Annotated in this window: 23 protein-coding genes and 2 pseudogenes; 15 read left to right on the top strand and 10 right to left on the bottom strand. The window is 72.4% G+C overall.

Features of this window, described 5'->3' with window-relative positions:
* Positions 1–64: 64 nt before the first annotated feature.
* The 3 genes from OG978_RS05215 (at position 65) to OG978_RS05225 (ending at position 3,985) form a co-directional block, all read left to right on the top strand.
* A complete protein-coding gene (locus tag OG978_RS05215) occupies positions 65–562 on the top strand; it encodes a DUF6643 family protein (RefSeq protein ID WP_326764047.1) in 498 nt (165 codons plus the stop codon).
* A 241-nt stretch (positions 563–803) separates the two neighbouring features.
* Positions 804–1,394: an Rv1733c family protein gene (locus OG978_RS05220; RefSeq protein ID WP_442817657.1), complete on the top strand. Its 591-nt coding sequence runs from the start codon at positions 804–806 to the stop codon at positions 1,392–1,394.
* A 152-nt stretch (positions 1,395–1,546) separates the two neighbouring features.
* Positions 1,547–3,985 (top strand): right-handed parallel beta-helix repeat-containing protein, encoded by a 2,439-nt coding sequence (locus OG978_RS05225; protein ID WP_326764049.1) that lies wholly within the window; start codon positions 1,547–1,549, stop codon positions 3,983–3,985.
* Here the strand turns inward: OG978_RS05225 and OG978_RS05230 are convergent.
* Positions 3,955–6,354: a hypothetical protein gene (locus tag OG978_RS05230; protein WP_326764050.1), complete on the bottom strand. Its 2,400-nt coding sequence runs from the start codon at positions 6,352–6,354 to the stop codon at positions 3,955–3,957. The genes OG978_RS05225 and OG978_RS05230 overlap by 31 nt on opposite strands.
* Positions 6,355–6,542: 188 nt before the next feature.
* Here OG978_RS05230 and OG978_RS05235 point away from each other — a divergent pair, with 188 nt between their 5' ends.
* The 3 genes from OG978_RS05235 (at position 6,543) to OG978_RS05245 (ending at position 8,509) form a co-directional block, all read left to right on the top strand.
* Positions 6,543–7,379 carry a DeoR/GlpR family DNA-binding transcription regulator gene (locus tag OG978_RS05235; RefSeq protein ID WP_326764051.1) on the top strand — a complete coding sequence of 279 codons (837 nt, stop codon included), beginning with the start codon at positions 6,543–6,545 and terminating at the stop codon, positions 7,377–7,379.
* Positions 7,380–7,467: 88 nt separating this feature from the next.
* Positions 7,468–7,920: an SRPBCC family protein gene (locus OG978_RS05240; RefSeq protein ID WP_326764052.1), complete on the top strand. Its 453-nt coding sequence runs from the start codon at positions 7,468–7,470 to the stop codon at positions 7,918–7,920.
* A 109-nt stretch (positions 7,921–8,029) separates the two neighbouring features.
* Positions 8,030–8,509, top strand: a complete 480-nt coding sequence (locus tag OG978_RS05245; RefSeq protein ID WP_326764053.1) for an SRPBCC family protein — start codon at positions 8,030–8,032, stop codon at positions 8,507–8,509.
* 38 nt (positions 8,510–8,547) lie between these two features.
* Here the strand turns inward: OG978_RS05245 and OG978_RS05250 are convergent, their stop codons facing one another.
* Positions 8,548–9,678 carry a PLP-dependent cysteine synthase family protein gene (locus tag OG978_RS05250; protein ID WP_326764054.1) on the bottom strand — a complete coding sequence of 377 codons (1,131 nt, stop codon included), beginning with the start codon at positions 9,676–9,678 and terminating at the stop codon, positions 8,548–8,550.
* Positions 9,679–9,885: 207 nt separating this feature from the next.
* Between OG978_RS05250 and OG978_RS05255 the strand changes: the two genes are divergently transcribed.
* Positions 9,886–10,203 (top strand): hypothetical protein, encoded by a 318-nt coding sequence (locus tag OG978_RS05255; protein ID WP_326764055.1) that lies wholly within the window; start codon positions 9,886–9,888, stop codon positions 10,201–10,203.
* Positions 10,204–10,390: 187 nt separating this feature from the next.
* Positions 10,391–10,912, top strand: a complete 522-nt coding sequence (locus tag OG978_RS05260; protein ID WP_326764056.1) for an ATP-binding protein — start codon at positions 10,391–10,393, stop codon at positions 10,910–10,912.
* A gap of 82 nt (positions 10,913–10,994) precedes the next feature.
* Here OG978_RS05260 and OG978_RS05265 read toward each other — a convergent pair whose 3' ends face one another.
* From OG978_RS05265 to OG978_RS05275, 3 genes are read right to left on the bottom strand one after another with little or no spacing between them, the layout of a single operon-like run.
* Positions 10,995–13,550, bottom strand: a complete 2,556-nt coding sequence (locus tag OG978_RS05265) for an ABC transporter permease (protein ID WP_442817822.1) — start codon at positions 13,548–13,550, stop codon at positions 10,995–10,997.
* Positions 13,551–13,563: 13 nt separating this feature from the next.
* The gene (locus OG978_RS05270) at positions 13,564–14,352 is read right to left on the bottom strand and encodes an ABC transporter ATP-binding protein (protein WP_326764058.1); all 789 of its coding nucleotides are present in this window, start codon (positions 14,350–14,352) and stop codon (positions 13,564–13,566) included.
* Positions 14,349–14,639 carry an SHOCT domain-containing protein gene (locus OG978_RS05275; protein ID WP_326764059.1) on the bottom strand — a complete coding sequence of 97 codons (291 nt, stop codon included), beginning with the start codon at positions 14,637–14,639 and terminating at the stop codon, positions 14,349–14,351. The genes OG978_RS05270 and OG978_RS05275 overlap by 4 nt, the downstream gene beginning before the upstream one ends.
* Before the next feature lie 139 nt (positions 14,640–14,778).
* Here OG978_RS05275 and OG978_RS05280 point away from each other — a divergent pair.
* From OG978_RS05280 to OG978_RS05290, 4 genes and pseudogenes are all read left to right on the top strand, one after another.
* Positions 14,779–15,328, top strand: a pseudogene (locus OG978_RS05280) (TetR/AcrR family transcriptional regulator); the annotation flags it as partial.
* Positions 15,252–15,677, top strand: coding sequence for a DUF4865 family protein (locus OG978_RS05285; RefSeq protein WP_326764060.1), 426 nt, complete (start codon positions 15,252–15,254; stop codon positions 15,675–15,677). The pseudogene OG978_RS05280 and the gene OG978_RS05285, both read left to right, overlap by 77 nt.
* Positions 15,671–15,937 (top strand): annotated as a pseudogene (locus OG978_RS48240) (phosphotriesterase); the annotation flags it as partial. The gene OG978_RS05285 and the pseudogene OG978_RS48240, both read left to right, overlap by 7 nt.
* A gap of 5 nt (positions 15,938–15,942) precedes the next feature.
* The gene (locus tag OG978_RS05290; RefSeq protein WP_326764061.1) at positions 15,943–16,113 is read left to right on the top strand and encodes a hypothetical protein; all 171 of its coding nucleotides are present in this window, start codon (positions 15,943–15,945) and stop codon (positions 16,111–16,113) included.
* A gap of 7 nt (positions 16,114–16,120) precedes the next feature.
* Here the strand turns inward: OG978_RS05290 and OG978_RS05295 are convergent, their stop codons facing one another.
* A complete protein-coding gene (locus OG978_RS05295) occupies positions 16,121–17,335 on the bottom strand; it encodes an ROK family protein (RefSeq protein ID WP_326764062.1) in 1,215 nt (404 codons plus the stop codon).
* A gap of 108 nt (positions 17,336–17,443) precedes the next feature.
* Between OG978_RS05295 and OG978_RS05300 the strand changes: the two genes are divergently transcribed.
* Together OG978_RS05300 and OG978_RS05305 are read left to right on the top strand one after the other, a co-directional pair.
* Complete coding sequence (locus OG978_RS05300) at positions 17,444–18,667, top strand: MFS transporter (RefSeq protein ID WP_326764063.1); 1,224 nt, start codon at positions 17,444–17,446, stop codon at positions 18,665–18,667.
* A 43-nt stretch (positions 18,668–18,710) separates the two neighbouring features.
* The gene (locus tag OG978_RS05305) at positions 18,711–19,466 is read left to right on the top strand and encodes a maleylpyruvate isomerase family mycothiol-dependent enzyme (protein WP_326764064.1); all 756 of its coding nucleotides are present in this window, start codon (positions 18,711–18,713) and stop codon (positions 19,464–19,466) included.
* A gap of 36 nt (positions 19,467–19,502) precedes the next feature.
* Here the strand turns inward: OG978_RS05305 and OG978_RS05310 are convergent, their stop codons facing one another.
* Positions 19,503–19,904, bottom strand: coding sequence for a MarR family winged helix-turn-helix transcriptional regulator (locus tag OG978_RS05310; RefSeq protein WP_326764065.1), 402 nt, complete (start codon positions 19,902–19,904; stop codon positions 19,503–19,505).
* An 87-nt stretch (positions 19,905–19,991) separates the two neighbouring features.
* Between OG978_RS05310 and OG978_RS05315 the strand changes: the two genes are divergently transcribed.
* Positions 19,992–21,497 carry an MFS transporter gene (locus OG978_RS05315; RefSeq protein ID WP_326764066.1) on the top strand — a complete coding sequence of 502 codons (1,506 nt, stop codon included), beginning with the start codon at positions 19,992–19,994 and terminating at the stop codon, positions 21,495–21,497.
* An 83-nt stretch (positions 21,498–21,580) separates the two neighbouring features.
* On the opposite strand, the gene OG978_RS05320 is transcribed toward OG978_RS05315, so the two are convergent.
* The 3 genes from OG978_RS05320 to OG978_RS05330 all read right to left on the bottom strand — a co-directional run bounded on the left by OG978_RS05320 (position 21,581) and on the right by OG978_RS05330 (position 24,307).
* Positions 21,581–22,246, bottom strand: coding sequence for a response regulator transcription factor (locus OG978_RS05320; RefSeq protein ID WP_326764067.1), 666 nt, complete (start codon positions 22,244–22,246; stop codon positions 21,581–21,583).
* Complete coding sequence (locus tag OG978_RS05325; protein ID WP_326764068.1) at positions 22,243–23,505, bottom strand: sensor histidine kinase; 1,263 nt, start codon at positions 23,503–23,505, stop codon at positions 22,243–22,245. The genes OG978_RS05320 and OG978_RS05325 overlap by 4 nt, the downstream gene beginning before the upstream one ends.
* 94 nt (positions 23,506–23,599) lie before the next feature.
* A complete protein-coding gene (locus OG978_RS05330; RefSeq protein WP_326764069.1) occupies positions 23,600–24,307 on the bottom strand; it encodes a TetR/AcrR family transcriptional regulator in 708 nt (235 codons plus the stop codon).
* Positions 24,308–24,366: the final 59 nt, after the last annotated feature.

Consider the following 24,366-nt stretch of genomic DNA (forward strand, 5'->3'; position numbering starts at 1 on the left):
CAAAACGGATGACCCCAAGATTGGGACTCCCCAACCAGCACATCGTGGGCTTAACTTAGGTGTTATGACCTCCCCCCGCTCGACCTACGGCGGCGGCTACCACGCCGCACCGTCGTTCCCCGACACTCCGATCTACGACTCCCTGGTCGCGGAGCGGGGCACCCCTCAGATCGCTCCGATCCGAGTGCCTGCCGCCTATGACACCGGCAACAGCTATCTGCCGGCTCTCCCGGCGGCGCTGCCGGCTCTTCCCGCGGCACCTTCCCAGCCCAATCCGTCGTACGGCTACCAGCAGCCGACGGCTCAGCAGGGTTACGCGCCGATGCAGCCCGCGCAGCTGCAGCACGCCCCGGCGCCGTACATCCCGCAGCAGCCGACCGCTGCCCGCGGCGGTTACCAGGCGCCCTATCCGCCGCAACAGCAGCGGCAGCAACCGCAGCGGCCCGCGCCGGGCACCGGTTACGAGGCGATGCGCCCGGCGTCACCGCGCCCGGCTCCGGCCCCGGCGCCCTCGCCCTACGAGGACCCGTACAACCGCCCGTACCAGGGCCGGGGGTACTGAGCCGACATCACGCACGGTCGCACGAAGTCGTCGTCGAGCCATGGGGACTCGACGGCGACTTCGGCGTTCCCGCCCCGGACGGGCCGTCAGTCCGGCCCGGTGCGCGGGAACTCACGGGGGTGGTCCGTGCGTTGGCCGGGGTGAAGTTGCTCTCTCTTCACCCCTTCAGCGCGCGAAGCGTGCCGTATCAGGCTAAGACGGATACGGAAGGGGGTGCAGGACTGTACGAGCGGTTACGGGTGTGTGGCGTTGGCGGCACAATTCCCTGCGCCGCGCCACTGACCGGCGCGAGGCATGGGTGGCTCTTGTCGCGTTGCTCCTCATGGTGCTGGCGGCGCCAGCACTGGGTTGGTTGTGCGGGTCGCACACCGACGACGCCCTGCAGAAGTCGGTGCGGGCCCAGCGGGCCGGGCGTCATGCCACCACCGCGGTCGTGGTGCGCCGGACACCGCGAGCGCCGCGTTTCGTCACCGACCCCGAGGTTTCCTCGGAGCGCGCTTCGCAGACCTCGGTGGTGGCGCGCTGGAAGGCCCCGGACGGCACGAACCGCCGCGGCACGGTGCTGACCTCCTCCCGGAAGACCGGCCCCGGCTCCGAGGTGGAGATCTGGACGGACCTCCACGGCCGCCCCGTATCGCGCCCCATGGACGCCCCGACGGCCCGTACGCATGCGGTGCTGGCCGGGTTCGGGGCGACGCTGCTCGGCGTCGGACTGATCGAGGGCGGCCGGCGGCTGATCGTCCGGCGCATGATGCGGGGGCGATACACCCGGATCGACCAGGACTGGGCCAAGGCCGGTCCGGACTGGGGCAGGACAGGGGCCGGCAGCTGATCAGCTGCTGATCGGGGCAACTCCCGCCCGCCGCGCGCGCTACGGTGGACCGGCCCGCCCGCTTTCCCGGTGGGCGGTCCCTGGATTCGCCGCTGCCGGAAGGCCGGTGACCCGGGCATCACACACGCACGAGGTGGGGGCACAACAGCGCCATGGCACAGGGCACGGTCCAGGTGACGCACACCGGCACATCGCGGTGGCGGCGCCGCACAGGCGAATACGCCTCCCTCACGGCAGCCCTGGAGGCCGCGGCCGACGGCGATGTCCTCACCATCGCGCCGGGCACCTACCGGGAGAATCTGGTCCTGCACCGCGCGGTGACCCTGCGCGGCCCCGAAGGTTCCGTCGGATCCGTGCGGATCGCGCCGGCCGACGGCGTGCCGCTGACCGTCCGTGCCTCCGCCGTCGTCTCGGACCTGCATGTGGAGGGCCAGGACTCGACGGCCCCCGCGCTGCTGATCGAGGACTGCGCACCGGAGATCGCGGATCTGCGGATCGTCACCCGTTCCGCCGCCGGGATCGAGGTGCGCGGCGCGGCCCGGCCGACCGTGCGCCGCTGCACGGTCGACAACCCCGCCGGGGTCGGCATCGCCGTACTCGACGGCGCGGGCGGCGTGTTCGAGGAGTGCGAGGTCGTCTCCGCCGGGCAGTCCGGTGTCTCGGTACGCGACGGCGCGCATCCGCGGCTGGAACGCTGCCGGATCCACCACGCGTCGGGCGCGGGCCTGAGCGTCACCGGAGAGGGCAGCGGCCTGGAGGGCGTCGGCTGCGAGGTGTACGAGATCAAGGGCAGCGGGATACAGGTGACCGCCCGCGCGGCCGCCCACCTCACCGACTGCACGGTGCACCGCACTTCGGCGGACGGCGTCACGCTCGACACCGACGCGGTGCTGACACTCGCCGACTGCGACATCCACGACATCCCGGAGAACGCGGTGGATCTGCGCTCCCGTTCGGTCCTCACCCTGACCCGCTCCACAGTGCGCCGCTTCGGCCGCAACGGCCTCTCGGTCTGGGATCCCGGCACCCGTGTCGACGCCAACCAGTGCGAGATCCACGACAGTACGGGCGACTACCCGGCGGTCTGGGTGAGCGACGGGGCGACCGTGATACTGGACTCCTGCCGGGTCCATGACGTGCCGGACGCCATCTTCGTGCTCGACCGGGGCTCACGCGCCGATGTCGTCGACAGCGATCTGTCCCAGGTCCGCAACACCGCGGTGTCGGTGAGCGACGGGGCGACCGCGCAGCTGGACGACTGCCGCATCCGCGAGGCGTCCACCGGCGCCTGGTTCCGCGACCACGGCAGCGGCGGCACGCTGAACAACTGCACCATCGACATGGCACAGACCGGAGTGATCGTCACCAAGGGCGCCGACCCGACGATCGAGCGCTGCACGGTCACCTCGCCCGCCGAGGCCGGTTTCTACGTCTCCGCCGAGGGCCGCGGCACGTTCAACAGCTGCCGGGTCACCGGCAGCGACGGCTACGGCTTCCATGTGATGGACGGTTGCCGTACGACGCTGACGCGTTGCCGGACCGAGCGGTGCGCACGCGGCGGATACGAGTTCGCCGAGCCGGCCGCCGCGCACGGTGACGGCCCGGGAACCGGCCCCGTCGTGGAGGACTGCACGAGCGACGAGAGCGCGCTGCGCTCCCCCGCTCCCCCGGCGCCCACCGTGCTGACGGCGACCCAGTCGGCCCCCGGACTGCTCGGCGGAGTTCCCGGACAGCGCGCCGTCGAGCCCGCCCCGGCCGAGGTGCCCGCCACCGAGCCGGCGCGCGCGTCGGACGCGGTGCTCGGGGAACTGGACGCGCTGGTGGGCCTGGACAGCGTCAAGCGGGAGGTGCGCGCCCTCACCGACATGATCGAGGTGGGCCGCCGGCGCCGGGAGGCCGGGCTCAAGGCCGCGTCGGTCCGGCGCCACCTCGTCTTCACCGGCTCCCCCGGCACCGGCAAGACCACCGTGGCCCGGCTGTACGGCGAGATCCTCGCCTCGCTCGGGGTGCTGGAGCGGGGCCATCTGATCGAGGTGTCCCGCGTCGATCTGGTCGGCGAGCACATCGGCTCGACCGCCATCCGTACCCAGGAGGCCTTCGACCGGGCGCGCGGCGGGGTGCTGTTCGTCGACGAGGCGTACGCCCTGTCGCCCGAGGACTCCGGCCGGGACTTCGGCCGGGAGGCGATCGACACACTGGTGAAGCTGATGGAGGACCACCGGGACGCGGTGGTCGTCATCGTCGCCGGCTACACCCACGAGATGGAGCGGTTCCTCACCGTCAACCCCGGTGTGGCATCCCGTTTCTCGCGGACCATCACCTTCAGCGATTATGAGCCCGCCGAACTGCTGCGGATCGTGGAGCAGCAGTCCGACGAGCACGAGTACAGCCTGGCCTCCGGGACCGGGGAGGCGCTGCTGAAGTACTTCACCGAGCTTCCCAAGGGTCCGGCGTTCGGCAACGGCCGCACCGCGCGCCAGACCTTCGAGTCGATGGTGGAGCGGCATGCCGGCCGGGTCGCCCAGCTCGCCGAGCCGAGCACGGACGACCTCACCCTGCTCTACCCCGAGGACTTGCCGGAACTGCCCTGAGTCCGCGGGGCCTCGGAACCGTCCTCCCCGCCGGCCTGGCGGGGCAGGACCGGATCCAGCCGCTCCAGCAGCGCGGCCCGCTCCTGGGCGAAGACCGGGTCGGCCTGGTAGTCCGAGTGCCCCAGAACGGCTTCGGGCAGCGGATGTTCGCGGGTCCGCCCGTACGCCAGGGGGTCCTTCAGTGGCCCGCGGTCCACCTCGGGCCCCGGTGCCTCGTCGAGCCGGACCCGGCCGCCGATCGGGTCGGTGGCCCGCCACAGGTTGCGCCAGCAGTGCACGGACCGGTGCAGCGCGTGCAGCGGCCCGGGGCCGAAGTAGGCCGGGAACCAGCGCCCGTACAGTCGCTCGATCGGCGAACCGTAGGTGAGCAGGGCGACCCGGCTGCGGGTCTCGGCGGGCAGCTGCCAGACCGCGGACGCGGCGAGGACACTGCCCTGGGAGTGCCCGGAGATGACGAGCCTGCCGCGGGTGAGCGCGGTCCAGCTGGACATCCGTGACGCCAGGTCGGGGACGGCCCGCTCGGCATAGCACGGCGGCGCGAAGGGGTGGGCGGCGCGCGGCCAGAACGTACCGACGTCCCAGAGGATGCCGATGGTGCGCCGGGCCGAGGCGTCGCGGTAGGCGCGGCGGCCCCAGGTGACGAAGAGTACGAAGCCGAGGCCGACCATCCAGGAGCCGGTCGACTGCGCGGCCTGTGCGATGGACTCGATGAACGGGCCGCTGCCCCTCATCGCGAGCCCGGGAACCTCTCCGCTCACCCAGGCCCCGCAGACCGCCGCCGCGCCGAGCAGCAGGGCGGCACCGCAGACCGGGCCGAGGATCCAGGGCGCGGAGTCGGTGAGGGCGGCCGTGGCCTGGATGCGGGCGATCTGCCGGGTCCGGGCGGGGTCCGGCCGTTCCTCCTCGTACGCCCGGTCGATCCCGGGCTCCAGGGCGCGGGCGGCGAGCCAGGTCCGTACGAGCAGCAGGAGGGCGGGGACGGCCAGCAGCACCAGGAGGACGGGGATGACAGATGCCTGCCAGCTGAGCAGCACCGGCGGCCCCTCGATGGCGGAGCCCCGGCCCATGCCGGGGGTGCCGGGGCCGTCGAGCCAGTCGGCGACCCGCTGGGAGACCCCGCCGCTCATGACGCCGCCCAGGGCGCAGGCGAGCATCGCGACCACGGGCCCGCCGAGTCCGTACATGACGGTGCGGGGTTCGGGGGTCCGGCGGTACAGATCCAGTGACACCGCGGCGAGTACGACGACGAGTGTCCCCTGGCCGAGGGCGATGACGCTGAAGGTGACGTCGCCGGGCAGGGCGCCGGCCGAGATCCAGTCGGGACGGGACCAGGCGGCGTACGCCGCGGCGAGGACGAGCAGGGCGAGGGCCGCGCCGGGCAGATAGGTGATGAGGGCGCGGTCGAGCCGGTTGTCGAGGCGTCGTTCGCTGCGGCCGCGGCGGCAGACCACCCAGAGCACGACGATTCCGCCCAGGACCAGTGCCGCCTCGATCAGCCGGCCGAGGATGTCGGGCACGGGGCCGCCGGCGGCGCGGTCGTGGCGGGCCGCGGCGCCCGCGACCGACGCGGCGACGGTCAGGAATCCGGCGGCGGTGTGGGCGGCGCGCAGCCGGGCGACCAGCCGGCGGCCGTACCAGAATCCGGGCCGGCCGAGGGCGGGACGGACGACGGGCGCGGTGCCGGTGGTGGCCGGGGCGGGTGCGGGCGCGGGGTCGAGGCCGTCGTCCGGTTCGATTCCGGTGAGCGGGCGCTGTGACTCGTACGCGCTCCATGTCCGGTTCGAGAGGAACCAGAGGAGCGCCACCAGGGCGGTGGGCACCAGTGCGGCGAGGGCGAGCCTGCGGCCCGGCTGGGACCACCAGCCGCCCTGTGCCGTCGACAGGAAGCCGAGCCAGGACCGCTGGTTCGAGCAGTCCTGCACGCCCGCGCACTGCCAGGCCGTCAGGTCGAGCGCGACCTCGCAGGCCGCCGCGGTCAGCAGGACCGTGAGGCTGAGCGCGATGAGCCGGACGAGGACGCCGTAGAAGCGCACCGTGCGGGTGCGGGACCGGGCGGTGGGGCGCATCCAGTGGGCGAGGTTGACCACCATGAACGGGAGCAGCAGCAGCCACAGGGCGCGGGAGCCGTTGCCGGAGGTCAGGTTGGACCAGCAGTAGGCCTCGGCGATGGGCCGGTCGCGGTACCGCTCCGGGTGCTGTTCGGCGTCCGTGTCCCCGGCCCGCCGGTAGATGGCGGCGGTCGCGTCGCCGGTGATCCGGACCGTACGAGGATCGTCGAGCATCTCCTGGGGGGTGGCGCCGCCCACGCCGTGGACCAGCAGTTCCAGCGCGGGCCCGGGACTCGGCGGGGTCTGGGTGGCAGGTGGCACTGGAGTGACTCGCTCTCTCGGTTGTGGGGGGAGTGTCGTTGCGCGGTCACCAGAATCGCGGAAGGGGGCCGGTGGCCGCACCGCTCTTACCGAAATCTCCCCAGTGCGGCGGCCGGCGACACCGCGTGGCAGGATGACCCCGTTCGAAGGGACTGCTGCACGGCCAGAGGGAAGGACCGGACCCGGCGTTGAGCGACAATCAGAACCTGCTCGCGGAGCAGCGGCGCGCCCTGATCCTCGACGAGGTGCGCAGACGCGGCGGGGTCCGGGTCAACGAGCTGACCCGCAAGCTGAATGTCTCCGACATGACGGTGCGCCGGGATCTGGACGCGTTGTCCCGCCTGGGGGTCATCGAGAAGGTGCACGGCGGGGCCGTTCCGGTGGTCGAGGCCAGTACGCACGAGCCCGGTTTCGAGGCCAAGTCGGCGCTGGAGCTGACCGCCAAGGAGGACATCGCGCGAGCGGCGGCGGCCATGGCGGTGCCCGGCAGCGCGATCGCGCTCTCCGGCGGCACGACGACGTACGCGCTGGCCCAGCAGCTGCTGGATGTACCGGATCTGACCGTGGTGACCAACTCGGTACGGGTCGCCGATGTCTTCCACGCCGCCCAGCGGCCGGGGGGCGCGGCCGGGACACGGCCCGGGGCCGCGACGGTGGTGCTCACCGGTGGGGTGCGGACTCCTTCGGACTCGCTGGTCGGTCCGGTAGCCGATCAGGCGATCGCCTCCCTCCACTTCGATGTGCTGTTCCTCGGGGTGCACGGGATCTCGGTGGAGGCCGGGCTCTCGACGCCGAATCTGGCGGAGGCCGAGACCAATCGCCGTTTCGTCCAGTCGGCCCGGCGGGTGGTGGTGGTCGCCGACCACACCAAGTGGGGCACGGTGGGCCTGAGTTCGTTCGCGACGCTGGAGCAGGTGGACACGTTCGTGACGGACGCGGGTCTGTCGGCCGCCGCCCGCGAGGAGATCGAGGAGCATCTGCCGGGCCTGGTGGTGACGGGCCCGGTCGCGGAGAGCGACTCCTGAGCCGCCGGACCGTGCGCGGATTCCGTTCGGCTCGCGCCGGGCGGCGCACGGGGCCGGGGCCCTGCGGTCGAGCCTTTAGGATCGTGGTGTGGCCGTCTTCCGGATCGAGCGTTTCACCTCCTTGCCCGCCGCCGAGTCCTGGCGCCGGGTGACGGACTGGGAACGGCACGCCGCGCATGTACCGCTGACCACGATCACCGTCCCCGCGGGGCTGCCGACCAGGGTCGGGACCGTCTTCGTGGCGCGCACGGGCGTGGGGCCGCTGGCGTTCGACGACCCCATGGAAGTGGTGCGGTGGACGCCGCCCGCCGGCGGGCGTGCGGGGCTCTGCCGGCTGGAGAAGCGCGGTTCGCTGGTGCTGGGCCGGGCGTCGATCGATGTGTATCCGACGGATTCCGGTTCCCATGTGGTGTGGGTGGAGGAGCTGGGCCTCCGGCTGCTGCCGCGGTGGGGCGATCCGCTGATCGCCGGAGCGGGTCGCCGGGTTTTCGGCCGGGTGCTCGACAGCATGCTGGACCGTCCGGCGCGGCACCGTCCGTAGCCTGTGGCACGCCCTGGCGCACGACACCGCATTGCCGGTGCGAACAGCGACATCTGATAATACGTCAGCTATGGTGTGCGCGACCCCGACCGCACGGGAGGTGCGTTCCATGCCACGCCGGCTCCGTTCCGTGGAACTCGAGTTCGTCGATTCCGCTCCGCTGCGACTGGTCTTCGCCGCCGAGGTGTCCGCGGCTCCCGAGGTGGTCTACCGTGCGCTCGCCGATGATGTGCCGGGCTGGCCGGGCTGGTTCACGGCGGTGACGGCCGCCCGGACCACCGAGGAGGGCGCGGGCCGCGAGGTCCGGCTCAAAGGCGGCTTCGTGATCCGCGAGACGATCATGGCGGCGGAGCCCGGCACGCGGTACGCCTACCGGGCCGACCGGACCAACGCCCCCGGGATGCGGGCCCTGCTGGAGGAATGGCGGCTCACCCCGGCCGGGACCGGGACACGGGTGCGGTGGACGTTCGCCGCCGACGGTTCCGCACCCTTCCGGTTCGCCCTGCGGCTGGCCCGGTCGGGGATGGGCCGGTCCTTCCGGGACGCGGTACGCAATCTCGACCGGCGGCTGACCGGATCCGCGGCCTGAGGTCCGCCGCGCCGCGCGCACCCGGTTCCGCCCTGCGGTCAGGGCCAGTTGCCGTCGGCCAGGAAGGAGTCGATGGTCGCCGTGTACGGGGCGATGTCCAGGCCCTGCCCGGCGAGCCAGCTGTCGGAGTAGTACTTGTCGAGGTAGCGGTCGCCCGGGTCGCAGATCAGGGTGACGATGCTGCCCGTGCTGCCCTGCTCGACCATTTCGGCGACCAGCTTGAACGCGCTCCACAGTCCGGTGCCGGTGGAGCCGCCGGCCTTGCGGCCGATGGCCTTCTCCAGGGCGCGCACGGCCGCGACACTGGCCGCGTCCGGCACCTTCATCATCCGGTCGATGGCCCCGGGCACGAAGCTCGGTTCCATCCGGGGCCTTCCGATGCCCTCGATCCGGGAGCCGCAGTCGCTGGTGGCCAGGGGATCATGGTGGGTCCAGCCGTCGAAGAAGCAGGAGTTCTCCGGGTCGGGCACGCAGATCCGGGTGTCGAATTGCATGTAGTGCACATAGCGGGCGATCGTCGCCGAGGTGCCGCCGGTGCCCGCCGTGGCGACGATCCACGTCGGCTCCGGATAGCGCTCCAGCCTCAACTGCTGGTAGATCGACTCGGCGATGTTGTTGTTGCCGCGCCAGTCGGTGGCCCGCTCGGCGTAGGTGAACTGGTCCATGTAGTGGCCGCCGGTCTCCTCGGCGAGCATGGCGGACTCCTCGTACATCTTCCGCGAGTCGTCGACGAAGTGACAGCGGCCGCCGTGGAATTCGATGAGCCGGCACTTCTCGGGGCTGGTGGTGCGGGGCATCACGGCGATGAACGGCACACCGATCAGCTTGGCGAAGTACGCCTCCGAGACGGCCGTCGAACCGCTGGACGCCTCGATCACCGGCTTGCCCGGCCGGATCCAGCCGTTGCAGAGCCCGTAGAGGAAGAGCGAGCGGGCCAGCCGGTGCTTGAGACTGCCGGTGGGGTGCGTCGACTCGTCCTTGAGATAGAGGTCGATACCCCACGCCTCGGGCAGCGGGAAGCGCAGCAGATGGGTGTCGGCGGAGCGGTTGGCGTCGGCCTGGACCTTGCGCACCGCCTCCTTCAGCCAGGCCCGGTACCCGGGGTCGGAGCGGTCGATGTCGATCGTCGCCGCGGCCCGGCCTTCGTGTCCGTGCTTCTCGGTGCCCATCAGCGCGTTCCTCCTCGTGTCACCGTCACTCTCCACCCACAACCTATTCCCCCTACCTGCACAAACGTTCACTTTGATGTTCCATAGCCCTGCCTTGGCGTCGACGGGCCCGGCCACCGCGGCACCGGGCCGGGACGCGGCCTGGCGCGTCGGTCCCGGTTTGTGCACACTGCCCATCAGAAGTGTCACGAAGGGGGCGAAGCAGCCATGCCGGAAACGGAGTTCAGTGCGACGGGGGTACGGATCGAGCGGTGGGCCCGTTCGCTCACCACGGCCGGGCAGGTGATCGTCAAGGACGGCAGACTGGCCCTGCTGACCAGCAGCGGGCGGGAGATCGACAGTGCCCCGGTGGTGACGGTGAGCGCGGGCAGGCCGTGGTTCGCCGGCGCCGGAGCGGCCGTGGCCCGTCTCAACGGGACGCGGTACCGGCTGACCATGGGCCAGCGCAACCGCGGTCCGGACCGGGCCGGGCCGGCCCGCCGGTTCCTGGAGACGCTGCGCAGCGCGGGCGGCCGGATGACCTGACGCGGGCGGCGGCACCGGGAGACCGCGAGTTGCGGAGCAGTGAACCCTGGGCGACATTGGACACGTCACTCATGGTTAACCGGCGGTGACACTGTGATCCACGCCGTCGGGGCGCCAATCAGCAGCCGGCCAGCTGCTGGATCCGTTCCTTCGTCTTCTTCCGGACCTATTTCGGGGAGTCGCAGCCGTGATCAGCGAGCCAAGCAGGCACTGCACGGTGGAGCTCCAGGCCCTGCCGTCGCGGATCGGTCAGGTCCGCAGAATCATCTCGGCGCAGTTGCGCTACTGGCATCTCGATCCTTTGGTCGACCAGGCCGCGCTCGGCGTCACCGAACTGCTGACCAATGTCCACCGGCATGCCCAGCCGGACAAATCATGCACCGTCGAGATCGAGTTACTGCTCGAACGGCTGACGGTTTCCGTCCACGACCACGATCCACGGCTGCCGACCGTGCGCGAACCCAGCGCGTCCAGTACATCGGGGCGCGGGCTCGCACTGATCGCCGCGGTCAGCGAGAGCTGGGGGGTCCGTCCGAGGGGCGGGGCCGGGAAGGTTGTCTGGTTCACCCTTCCGGCGCCACTCCGGTGCGCCCCGCTTCCGCCGCATCCCGTGTACGGGGCCACCACCGACGGGCCGTTCGAGCTGGACGGCATCACCTACCTGGAGAGCGGCACGCCTTCCGTCGCACGGTCGGCGGTGGTCGGCTGACCTGCCCGGTCCCGACGGGCGCCCGTGGCGGAACGGGAGGGGCGAGGCGCCGGACGGCGTCCCGTCCCTCCCCCGCCGTGCGCTACTCGGCGGCGATCGCGCGGAGCACGTTCAGCCGTGCGGCCCGGCGGGCCGGGCGCCGCCCCGCCAGTGCTCCGGCGGCGATCCCCACGAGGGCGACCGCCAGGAGTCGCAGCGGCGGCAGGTCGAAGGCGACTGCGGTGTCGCCCGCGGACGCCTCGACCAGCACCCAGCCGAGGAAGCCGCCGAGCAGCAGTCCGCCCGTCGTGCCGAACGCGGCCACCAGGACGGACTCCCAGCGGACCATCGAGCGCAACTGGCTCCTGGTCTGTCCCACCGCCCGCAACAGGCCCATCTCCCTGGTGCGTTCGTGGAGGGCCAGGGTGAGCGTGTTGGCGATGCCCAGCAGGGCGATCAGCACGGCGAGTGCCAGCAGGGCGTAGACCAGGGTGAGCATCATGTCGATGCCGCCGGCCGAGGACTGCGCGTACTCGCTCCGGGTCTGCACCTCCGGATTGCCGTACGCCGCCGCGGTCTTCGCGACCGCCGCCCTGCCGTCGGCGGTGGACACGCCGGGCTCGAAGGAGACGGCGATCAGCGAGTCGGAGTCCTGCGCACGGTGCGGGGCCCAGGCCTGGCGGGTGATGACGTAGTCGCCTGCCAGTTCCGACCGCTCGTAGACGGCGCGGACGGTGAAGTCGCGCTGCGTGCCGTCGGTGAAGGCGAGCCGGGCAACGGAGCCGGGGTGCAGACCGCGCTTCGCGGCCTCGGTGCCGGAGACGGCGATCCCGTCCGTACCCAGCCCCGTCAGCAAGCCGTCGACCCGGCCGAGGTCGAAGACCCTGCCGAGCGCGGCCGGGTCGGTCACGGTCAGGGCGCGCCCCGCACCGTCGACCTCCGCGACCCCCTTGCCGAGGCCGACGGCGGTCGCGACCTGCGGCAGCCGGTCGACGGCCGGGGCGAGCCGGGGGCTGAGGCCGCTGCCACCCGCCCCGAAGGCGGGGGCGCTGATGGCGACATCGCCCGCGAAGGAGCGGTCGACGGTCTGGTTCATGGTCGCCTTCAGCGATGCGCCGAAGACCGTGAAGAGGGAGACCACGGCGACGCCGATCATCAGCGCGGTCGCGGTGGACGCGGTCCGCCGGGGGCTGCGCAGCGCGTTGCGCGCGGCCAGTCGGCCGGTGACACCGCGCAGCCGGTCGAGCGGGGCGCCGAGGACCCGTACCGCGTACGTGGCGGCGACCGGGCCGAGGACCACGAACGCGGCCAGTGCCGATACCGCACCGGCGGCCGACAGCCAGACGGACGGGACGGCCAGGGCCCCGGTCAGGATGACCCCGACCGAGGCCACCAGCAGTACGAGCCCGGCGAGGGCCCGTGTCCGGGACGCCCCGGAGTCGTCGACGGCGCTCTCGCGCAGGGCGGCGAGCGGAGCGGTGCGTCCCGCCCGGACGGCGGGCAGCAGGGCGGAGCCGACACAGACGAGGATCCCCACGGCGAGCGGCAGCAGCAGGGAGACGGCGCCGATCACCAGCGCCCCGTCGGGGAACGGGAATCCGACGGCGGGGAAGAGGGCCCGCAGTCCTGCGGCGATGCCGATGCCACCGGCCAGACCCGCGGCGGAGGCGATCACGGCGACCGCGGTCGCCTCGACGAGGGTCGAGGCGACCACCTGACGGCGTACGGCACCGAGGGCGCGCAGCAGGGCGTTCTCGCGGGTCCGCTGGGCGACGACGATCGCGAAGGTGTTGTGGATGGAGAAGGTGGCGACGAGCAGCACGATCCCGGAGAACACCAGCAGCAGTGTGGTGAACAGGCCGAGGAAGGCGCCGGAGATCATGTCCCGGTTCTCGGCGGCCGAGGCCTGTCCGGTGATGGCCTCGACGCCCGCGGGCAGTACGGGCCGCAGCGCGTCGACGAGTTCCCGCTGGCTGATGCCGGGGCCGGCGCGGACCTGGATGGCCGACGCCTCGCCGGGCTTCGGCGTGAGGTACTTCTCGGCGTCGGCCTGTGTCATGGCCGTGTAGGTGACCTGCCCCATGCCGTCCTGGCCGCCGAAGGTGGCCAGTCCGACGATCGTGACGTGTACGGGGTCGGGGGTGCGCAGCACGGTCCTGTCGCCGATCCTGAGCCCTCCCCGGTCGGCGGTGCCCCGGTTGACGACGACCTCACCGGGGGCGGCCGGGGCGCGTCCGGCGGCGAGCCGGTACGGGTTGAGCTCCGGGTCGTCGATCCAGTTGCCGGCGAGGGTCGGCGGGCCCTGACCGCCGATGGGTCTGCCGTCGGCGCCGATGAGCTGGCCGGCGCCCTGGATGTCGGGGGCCGCCGCGGCAACGCCGGGGGTCCGTTCGATCCGCTGCACGAGTGCGGTACTCACCGGCCGCCGGGTGCCCTGGGACTCACCTGCGACGGTGACCGCGTCGGAGCCGCGCACGACGGCGTCGGTACCGGCGTTGGCGTCGGTGAACATGGTGTCGAAGCTCGCGCGCAGTGTGTCGCCCATGACGAGCGTGCCGGTGAGGAACGCGACGCCGAGCAGAACGGCGACGAACGTACCGGCGAAGCGGCGCTTGTGGGCGCGGAGCGAGGAGATGCTCAGGCGTACGGAGGCCCAAATGCCGTTCATGCCGTCACCGCCCGCGTGAGGAGTGGGGGGCGAAGGACTTGAAGCGGTCGAGCACGCGCTCCGCCGTGGGGTCGGGCATCCGGTCGACGAGCCGGCCGTCGGCGAGGAAGACGACCTCGTCGGCGTGGGCGGCGGCGACCGGGTCGTGGGTGACCATGACGACCGTACGGGCGGTCTGCCGGACGGTGCGGCCGAGCAGCCGGAGCACTTCCTGGCTGGAGCGGGAGTCGAGATTGCCGGTCGGTTCGTCGGCGAAGACGACATCGGGGCTGCCCGCGAAGGCCCGGGCCACCGCCACCCGCTGCTGTTGTCCGCCGGACAGTTCGCCGGGCCGGTGGTGCAGCCGGTCCCGGAGCCCGACGGTGTCGACGAGTGCGTCGAGCCACTCCTGGTCGGGCCGCTCCCCCGCGAGGTCGAGGGGCAGGGTGATGTTCTCGGCGACGGTGAGCGTCGGCAGCAGGTTGAAGGACTGGAAGACGAAGCCGATCCGGCGGCGGCGCAGCAGGGTGAGCCTGCGGTCGTCGAGCGTGCTGATGTCGGTGTCGCCGATGAACGCGGAGCCCGAGGTGAGCGTGTCGAGTCCGGCGGCGCAGTGCATCAGGGTGGATTTGCCGGATCCGGAGGGCCCCATGATCGCGGTGAAGCGTCCGGCCGGGAAGTCGACGCTCACCCCGTCCAGGGCCCTGACCCGGGTGTCGCCCGCGCCGTAGAGCTTCACGGCGTCGACGACCCGGGCGGCGGGTGCGGGAGCGGGCCCGGGGGTGGGTTCGGAGATGGGGACGGTGGTGGTCATGCCACGCCGCCCTTGCTGCCGCGGCCGAACTGTTCGTCCAGGACGGAGAGTCGGCGCCAGTACTCGTCCTCGTCGATCTCGCCGGCCGCGAAGCGCCGGCCGAGCAGAGTGATCGGTGATGGCTCGACAGGTGCTTCCCGGGTGGTACGTGCCTGCCAGGGGCCTCGACGGCCGCGCCACGCGGTACGGCGCAGCAGGGTGACGCCGCCGATGACGACGGCCGCCCAGAAGAGCGGGAAGAGGAGGATCCAGGGCCCGGGTCCACCGCTGTGCGCCAGGGTGTTCATCTCGTTCAGCTCCCTCGGTTCAGGGTTCGCGTTCAGGTTTTCCTGACGCTTTCGAGCCTCGCCCCGAGAGGGGCTCCGAGTCGTCGTACGGCCAGCGGCCGCACGCATACCCCCTCGGGAGTACGTGGCGCCGCTGCGGCTGCTCCCGTCGGCGACCGGGGTCGAGGCCACCCAGGAGCTCCTGTGGGAGCGCGGCTACGTGGGCACCAGCCCCAAGGCCATCCAGCAGCAGGCGGGCGCGGGCCAGGGCAGCATGTACCACCACTTCGCGGGCAAGCCCGATCTCGCGCTCGCGGCCATCCGCCGTACGCCGCGCAGCTGCGCGAGACGGCCGACCGGCTGCTCGACGGCCCGGGAACGTCTACGAGCGGATCTCCGCGTACCTCCTGCGCGAGCGTGATGTGATGCGCGGCTGCCCGGTCGGTCGGCTCACGATGGACCCTGACGTCATCGCCAGTGACGAGTTGCGCGCGCCGGTCGACGAGACGATCGGCCGGCTGCGCTGCCGGCTCGCCGAGATCGTCCAGGAGGGCCTGGACGAGGGCGAGTTCGCCCGCCACCTCGTCGCCGACGAGGTGGCGGCGACGATCGTCGCGACGGTGCAGGGCGGCTATGTGCTGGCCCGCGCCTCCGGTTCGCCGGACGCCTTCGACGCGGGCGTCCGCGGGCTGCTCTCGCTGCTCGCCCCCGCCGACGCCGAACTCCTTCCTCTGGGGCCCCGGATTCCAGGGCGTCGTCCAGGACTTCGGCCGCCCCGAGGTGCAGCACTGGACCGGACTGGCGTACCGGGAAGGGCCCGCATCGGCCGCCCTCCCCCGCACGGCGACCCGCCATCGCACGGCCGTCGCGACCTCCGTCCCGCCCGCCGACGCGGTCGAGGCCGCCCTCACGGCCCTGGCCGTCGACCCCCGCCGCTGGGAACTGCTCCACTTCACCCTCTGGGAGCACGACGCCCCCGAGGCCCCCGAGGACCGCTACCAGGTGCTGCACCTGAGCACGCCGGAGCGGGACCGGCTCGGGGAGGGACGGCAGTGGTAGCGACCGTCCGTACGGTCCTGGGCGACATCCCGGCAGCCGAGTTGGGCGTCTGCGACGCACATGACCACCTCTTCCTGCGCAGCCCGTTGCTTCCGGGGCAGGAGCTGGACGACCCCGAGCGGGCGGCCGGACAACTGCACGCCTCCGTCGCACTGGGCGGCCGGTCGGTCGTGCAGTGGACCCCGTACGGGATGGGGCGTGAGCCCGAAACCCTGGCGTCGCCGACCCGCACGACGAGCGCGCACGTGGTGGCGGCGACACGACCGTGCCCGGGACCCCGGGCATGCCGTATCTGCTGCGACGGCTGCGCCCTCGCCTCGAACAGGACCTGGGAAAGCAGGCGTTGGACACGATCCTGGTGGCCAACGCGGCACGGGCGTTCGCCTGGCGGACACCTTCGGACCCGTACGAGGGATCAGGGTCGGGCAGGCCCTGAGCCCCCGTCAGGCCAGCGCGGCCAGTGGATCGTCCAGCACCGGCTGCCAGGCCAGTTCCGCCGCGCCCACCAGGCTGTTGTGGTTGAGCGTGCACGGCAGGATCGGCACACTGCCGCTCCGCCCCCACAGGCTGCGGTCGGCGACCACGGCACGCAGCCGCTCCGGGTCCGCGTCGAGCAGGGCTCGGTGCAGTCCGCCTAGGATGATGCGGTCCGGGTTGAGGATGTTGACCAGACCGGCGAGCCCGAGGCCGAGCCGGTCGATCAGCTCCTCGGCCGCGCCCCTTACCGCCGCGTCCTCGTACTCCGTGCGCAGCAGATCGCCGGCCTGCTTGAGCAGCGACTCCTCCGGACCGGGTTCGCGTCGGGCGGTGACGAGGAAGGCCAGCGGGTCGGTCTCGACGTCCAGACAGCCGCGCCCGCCGCAGTGGCAGGGGCGCCCCTCGGGGTTCACCGTGAGATGCCCCACCTCCAGCGCGAGTCCCGAACTCCCGGTGTGCAGGCGGCCGTCGAGGACCAGGGCGCCGCCCACCCCCCGGTGGCCGGTGGCCACGCAGAGCAGATGCTGGGCGCCCCGGCCCGCGCCGTGGCGGTGTTCGGCGAGCGCGGCGAGGTTGACGTCGTTCCCGGTGAACGCGGGTCCGGGGATGCCTGCTTCACGTACGCAGTCGGCGAAGATCTCGCTCACCGGGGCGCCCGCCGGCCAGGCGATGTGCAGCGGGTTGAGCGCGGTGCCCTCCGGTTCGGCGACCGCCGACGGCACCGCGAGGCCCGCGCCGACGCAGCGCAGTCCGCTGTCCCGCAGCAACCGGGCACAGTCGTCGACCACTTCGCCGATGACCTGCGCCGGGTCCGCCGTGACGGTGACACAGCCGGGAGCGGTGGCCACGAGCCGCCCACCGAGCCCGACGAGCGCGGCCCGGAATCCGTCGGCGTGCACCTGAGCGGCAATGGCGACGGGGCCGGACTCCCGGACGGACAACCGGTGCGAGGGGCGGCCCTGCGAGCCGGCGGCGGAACCGGGCCGGGAGTCGACCCGGATCAGGCCGAGCGCCTCCAGTTCCGCGGCGACCGCACCGGCGGTCGCCCGGGTGACGCCGAGCTCGGAGGTGAGGACGGCGCGGGTGGGCGCACGTCCGGTGTGGACCAGTTCCAGCGCGGGTCCGAGCGCGCTGCGGCCCCTCTCCAACTTTGTCCGGGTGGTGGACACCTTGCCGTTCATGGGGGCGAGTCTCCCATGGTCCCGGGGTGCGGCCGACGCCCCGGTGGCGCGGTCGTGGCCCTGACGACCGTCTTGCGCCCGCTGTCCCGGCGCCCCTATGCTGAGTTTGTGCCGCAACTAAACAAACTGCGGACGGCCCTACCGGGGGGACCGGGCGGAAACACCGCCGCACCTCCGTCGGCCCGCCTCCGTTCCGCCCTGACCGTGTTCTTCGCCCTCGACGGTTTCCTCTTCGCCGGCTGGGTGGTCCGTATCCCGGCCATCAAGCACCAGACCGGCGCCTCCGCCGCCACCCTGGGCCTCGCCCTGCTCGGAGTGTCCGCCGGGGCGGTGGTCACCATGATGCTCACCGGCCGGCTGTGCCGGCGCTTCGGCAGCCATCCGGTGACCGTGGTCTGCGGCGTGCTGCTCTCGCTCGCCATCGCCCTGCCCGCCCAGACGCATTCGGCGCTCGCGCTCGGCCTGGTCCTGCTGGTCTTCGGTGCCGCGTACGGCGGGATCAACGTGGCGATGAACAGCGCGGCGGTCGATCTGGTCGCCGCCCTGAGGCGACCCGTGATGCCCGGCTTCCACGCCGCCTTCAGCCTCGGCGGCATGGTCGGCGCCGGACTCGGCGGACTGGTCGCGGGCGGCCTCTCCCCCGCCACCCACCTCTACGTCCTCACCGGGGTCGGACTCCTGGTCACCGCGGCGGCGGGGCCGGTGCTGCTGCGCCACCCGGCGCCCCGGCCCGCGGTCGGGGCCGATGGCACCGGGGCGCCGCGTCGACTGAGCGGAAGGGCCCGCCGGCTGGTGCTCCTGTTCGGCGTGATCGCGCTCTGCACCGCCTACGGCGAAGGCGCACTGGCCGACTGGGGCGCCCTCCATCTCGAACAGGACCTGCACGCCCACCCCGGCGTCGCGGCCGCCGGCTACTCCTTGTTCGCGCTGACCATGACGGCGGGCCGGCTCAGCGGAACGGCGCTGCTCGAACGGCTCGGCCAGACCCGCACCCTCGTCGCGGGCGGTGCGACGGCCGCCGCCGGGATGCTGCTCGGCTCGCTCGCCCCCACCACATGGGCGGCCCTCCTCGGCTTCGCCGTCACCGGTCTCGGCCTGGCCAACATCTTCCCGGTCGCGGTCGGCCGGGCCGGTGAACTGGCCGGGCCCGGCGGGGTCGCCGCCGCATCGACGCTCGGCTACGGCGGCATGCTGCTCGGGCCGCCCGCCATCGGCTTCCTGACCGACTGGTTCTCGCTCCCGGTGGCCCTCACCACGGTGGCTCTGCTGGCCACCGCGGCCGCGGCACTGGGGTACGGAGCACGCAACGCGACCCACGCGGGAGTGGCCTGACTCACCGCGCCGAGAAGCCCGGACCGCTGGCACAATCGAAGCCATGGAGATCACGGACCACATCAAGTCGCTGGCCGTCGAAGGACAGTTGCTGGCGGCCGCCGCGCAGGAGGCGGGGACCGGGGCCCGGGTGCCGACGTGTCCGGACTGGCGGGTGCGCGATCTGCTGCGCCACACCGGGATGGTGCACCGCTGGGCGACCGCGTTCGTCGTCGACGGCCACACCTCGTACCACCCCGACGGCGGGGAACCCGATCTGGACGGGCCGGAACTGCTCGACTGGTTCCGCGAGGGCCACGGCCTCCTGATGGACGCACTGGGCACCGCACCGGCCGGGCTGGAGTGCTGGACCTTCCTGCCCGCGCCGTCGCCCCTTGCCTTCTGGGCCCGACGGCAGGCGCACGAGACCACGATCCACCGGGTGGACGCGGAGTCGGCCCGGGGCGGGCGTCCGTCACCGGTTCCGGCCGCTCACGCGGTGGACGGGATCGACGAGTTGCTGCGCGGATTCCATGCCCGCCGGACGAGCCGGGTACGCACCTCGGCGCCGCGCTCCCTCCGGGTACGCGCCACGGACGCCGACGCCGTCTGGACCGTACGGCTCTCGCCGGAACCGCCGCAGGCCGTGCGGACGGACGCAGCACTCGAAGAGGGAGCCGTGGACTGCGAGTTGAGCGCGTCGGCCGCGGAGCTCTACCTGACGCTCTGGAACCGGCTGCCGCTCACCGCGATCACCGTGACGGGCGACCCGGAGCCCGCCCGGACCTGGTGCGAGAAGTCCGGAGTCACCTGGTCCTGACCCCCGGCCGGGGCGGGCCGGCGTCCGACGCCGCGCTCAGTCCTCCGGCCCGTTCAGCATCCGGGCGAGCACCGACCTCTGCAGCGGTTTCACCTCGGCATGGCGCGCCCGGCCCTTCGCCGTCAGCTCCACCCGGACGCCTCGCCGGTCCTCGCTGCACATCCCCCGGCACACGAGGTCGTCCTTCTCCAGCCGCGCGACCAGACGGGACAGCGCACTCTGGCTGAGATGGACCCGGGAGGCCAGGTCCTGTACACGATAGGCGGAGCCGCCGTCCTCGGACGCGCCCTCCGCCAGCACATCGAGCACCTCGAAATCGCTGGCGCCGAGGCCGTGCCGGTGCAGCTCGCGGTCGAGCTCACAGAGCGTCCTGGCGTGCAGCGCGAGGATGTCCCGCCACTCGTCGACGAGCACCCGCTCGGACTTGTTCGCTGCCATAACCGCACGTTAGCAGAGATGAGGCCAATTGTTGCGTCGGAATTAAATGCACTTACATTCAATGCATGTGCATGTACTGTGCTCCGCATGACCACTCCGCTCAACGTCCCCGATTCCCATGAGCGTTGGAGCCCGCGCCTGTGGGGCACTCTTCTCGTGCTCTGCGCCGCGATGTTCCTGGACGCCCTCGACGTCTCCATGGTCGGCGTCGCGCTGCCGTCCATCGCCGACGATCTCGGACTGACCACTTCGACCCTTCAGTGGATCGTCAGCGGCTACATCCTCGGTTACGGCGGGCTGCTGCTCCTCGGCGGCCGGGCTGCCGATCTGCTGGGCAGGCGCCAGGTCTTCCTCGTCGCACTCGCCGTCTTCGCCCTCGCCTCGCTGCTCGGCGGCTTCGTCGACTCCGGACCGCTGCTGATCGCCAGTCGCTTCATCAAGGGACTGAGCGCCGCCTTCACCGCGCCGGCCGGGCTCTCGATCATCACCACCACGTTCAAGGAGGGCCCGCAGCGCAATCGCGCCCTGTCCATCTACACCACCTGCGCGGCCACCGGTTTCTCCATGGGCCTGGTCCTCTCGGGTCTGCTCACCCAGCTGTCCTGGCGGTGGACGATGCTGCTGCCCGCCCCGATCGCCCTGATCGCCCTGATCGTGGGTCTCAAGCTGATCCCGCACAGCGAACGCGAGGACACCCACCGCGGCTACGACCTGCCGGGCGCCATCACCGGCACGGCCTCCATGCTGCTGCTGGTGTTCACGGTCGTGCAGGCACCCGGGGCCGGCTGGACCTCCGCCCGCACGCTGCTCTCGTTCCTCGCCGTCGCCGTGCTGCTCACCGTCTTCGTCACCATCGAACGGCGCACCTCGAACCCGCTGATCCGCCTCGGGGTGCTGCGCTCCGGGAGCCAGGTCAGGGCGCAGTTGGGCGCCGCGGCGTTCTTCGGCAGTTACGTGGGCTTCCAGTTCCTCGTCACCCAGTACATGCAGTCGCTGCTGGGCTGGTCCGCACTGGAGACCGCGCTGGCCTTCCTGCCCGCGGGGGTGCTGGTCGCCCTCTCCTCGACGAAGATCGGTGATGTGGTGGACCGGTTCGGGACACCGCGCGTCATCGCGGCCGGCTTCACGTTCCTCGTCATCGGCTACGCGCTCTTCCTGCGGATCACGCTCACTCCGTCGTACGCCGTGGTGATCCTGCCGTCCATGCTGCTGCTCGGCGCGGCCTGCGCGCTGACCTTCCCCTCGCTCAACATCCAGGCGACCAACGGGGTGGACGACGACGAACAGGGCATGGTGTCGGGTCTGCTGAACACCTCGATCCAGGTCGGGGGCGCGATCTTCCTGGCGATCGTGACCGCGGTGATCACGGCGCACGGCAGCGGCGACGGATCGCGCCAGGCGGTCCTGGACAGCTACCGGCCCGGCCTGGTGGTGGTGACCGTGGTCGCGTTCGCCGGGCTGCTGATCACGCTCACCGGTCTGCGGCGGAACCGGCCCGTTCAGCACACCGTGCTGGTCGCGTCGTCGGAGATGGACCGCGCGGCCGAGGCCGGGACGACGGCCCCCGCGCAGAAGGTGTCCGTGCAGGACTGACCACCGGGCGAGGGGGACGGTGCGGTGCCCGGCCGGGGCGATTGCCCGTCGGCCGGGCACCGCGCCTGTGCACTGCCGCGAGCTCAGCCGAGCCAGCCCGGCCGCACCAGCCCCGACTCGTAGGCGAGCACGACGAGTTGGGCCCGGTCGCGGGCCCCCAGCTTCACCATGGTGCGGCTGACGTGGGTCTTGGCGGTGAGCGGGCTGACGACCAGCCGTCGGGCGATCTCCTCGTTGGAGAGCCCTATGCCGACGAGCGCCATCACCTCCCGCTCCCGTTCGGTGAGTTCGCGCAGTCCGGTCGATGCCGCGGGCTCCTTGGAACGGGCCGCGAACTCGGCGATCAGGCGCCGGGTGACCCCCGGCGAGAGCAGAGCGTCGCCGCCCACCACCGCGCGTACGGCGCGCAGCAGTTCGTCCGGTTCGGTGTCCTTGACGAGAAAGCCGGAGGCCCCGGCCCGGATCGCCTCGAAGACGTACTCGTCGAGCTCGAAGGTGGTGAGCATGACCACCTTGACGTCGTCCAGCCGGGCGTCCCCGGTGATGGCGCGGGTCGCGGCGAGGCCGTCGAGACGCGGCATCCGGATGTCCATCAGCACGATGTCGGGCCGCAGTTCGCTCACCATGCGCACGGCTGCCGCGCCGTCGGCGGCCTCCCCCGCCACCTCGATGTCGGGCTGGGCGTCCAGCAGGGCCCGGAAGCCCGCCCGGACCAAAGACTGGTCGTCGGCGAGCAGTACGCGGATCACGGTGTCTCCTCCTCGTCTGCCGCCGTGCCGGACGAACCGGACGGCAGCGGAAGCTCGGCGCGCACCCGGAAGCCGCCGTCGGCCCGGGGGCCCGCCTCGATCGTGCCACCCAGCGCGGCGGCCCGCTCCCGCATTCCCGCCAGTCCGTTGCCGCTGCCTCCGGCGTCGCCGCCGGTGGCGGGTCCTTCGTCGTCGATACGGAGCCGGATGCGGCCGGGCTCGTATGCGACACGGACCTGCGCGGTACGGGATCCGGAGTGCCGGACGACGTTCGTCAGCGCCTCCTGCACGATGCGGAAGGCTGCGAGATCCACGCCGGGCGGCACCGACGGGCGTACGCCGTCGGTCGCGACGGTGACGGTCAGTCCGGCGCTCGCCGCCTGCTCGACGAGCTCGGGGAGACGGTCGAGTCCGGGGGCCGGGGCTCTCGGGGCGTCTCCGGGGGCACGCAGGGTGTCGAGGACCTGGCGGACCTCGCCCAGCGCCTCCTTGCTGGCGGCCTTGATGGTGGTGAGGGCCGCACGTGCCTGCTCGGGGTCGGAGTCCAGCAACGCAAGGCCCACGCTCGACTGGACGTTGATGACGGAGATGCTGTGGGCCAGGACGTCATGGAGTTCGCGCGCGATCCGGAGCCGTTCCTCATCGGCCCGGCGCCGCTCCGCGGCCTCCCGTTCCGCCCGTCGGTCCGCCCATTGCTCACGGCGTACGCGTACGAACTCGGCGGCGGCGATGATGGCCACCACCCAGGCGGCGATGCCCAGTTCCTGTCCCCAGGCGGCGGCATGGTCGTCGGAGGGCGGCAGCCACCGGTAGAGCCAGTGCGCCACCAGGACGTATCCCAGCCACACCATGCCGACGGCCGACCAGGCGGCCCGCCGGTGTCCCGAGACGACGGCGCTGAAGCAGCCGACGGCGACGGCCAGGAAGACCGGCCCGTACGGATAGCCGGCCGCCAGATAGATCATCGCCGCGGCCGAGCTGCCGAAGGCGGCCGCCACGGGGTGACGGTGGCGCAGCAGGAGTACCGCGACGGCCAGGAAGAGCAGCAGCCGCGCGAAGAGGTCCAGCGGGGCCCGCTCGTCCACCTGCCCCCGGGCCGCGATGGTCGAGCCGATCATGACGACGGCACCGATCAGGATCGTCGACGGCCAGGGCAGCCGGGTGGCGGACCGCCCCGGCGCCCCGGTCAGCCACCGCGGCGGCTCGCCGTGTGCCCAGGGGGGACCGCCACCGCTTCCGTGTGAGCGCTGCTCTTCCATGCCGGCCACGCTAGACCGCGGGCCGCGCCCGGGGCGTCAGCCGGGCGTGGTGATCCCCCGTACTCCCCGGGGAGTACGTCGTACGGGAGAGTCCTCAGCCGTTCTTGCCGCCGAGCAGGCCGACCGAGCGGGCCAGTTCGGTGACGGCTTCCCGGAAGAAGATCTCTCTGGCCTCCACCACCCGGTGGAACTGGCCGAAGATCTCGAAGGAGATCAGCCCGAACAGCTGTGACCAGGCGGCAATCAGTGGGGGAGCGGCCTCCGGGGGAAGGTCCGGGGCGAAGTCGGTGACCATCCGCGCGGCCTCGGCGCGCAGATCGTCGGCGAGCGGCGGCAGAGCCAGGCCGTCCGTGCGGTAGGCGTCCGCGACCACGGCGATCAGGACGAGGCCGACGCGGGAGGCGGGGCCGATCGTCGCCTGCGGGGCCGTGTAGCCGGGCACGGGCGAGCCGTAGATCAGCGCGTATTCATGGGGGTGGGCGAGGGCCCAGTCGCGCACGGCACGGGTGACCGCGATCCAGCGGGCGAGGTGGGTGGCGGCCTCGGCACCGGCGGCTCGGTGGGCGGCCTCGGCGGCCTCGCCCACGGAGTCGTACGCGTCGACGATCAGGGCGGTGAGCAGCTCGTCCCGGCTGGGGAAGTAGCGGTAGAGGGCGGAGGACGCCATGCCGAGCTCGCGTGCGACGGCGCGCAGCGACAGCTTCGCGGCGCCCTCGGCCGCGAGCTGTTTCTTCGCCTCGTCCTTGATGGCGGCGGTGACCTCGATGCGGGCCCGTTCCCTGGCTCCTCGGACAGTACTCATGGTCAGCAGTCTGCCACGGAAGCAGAGCACCGACCAATAACGAGAGCAGCGCTCTTGCT

It is taken from the genome of Streptomyces sp. NBC_01591 (assembly GCF_035918155.1).
Taxonomy (GTDB): Bacteria; Actinomycetota; Actinomycetes; order Streptomycetales; family Streptomycetaceae; genus Streptomyces.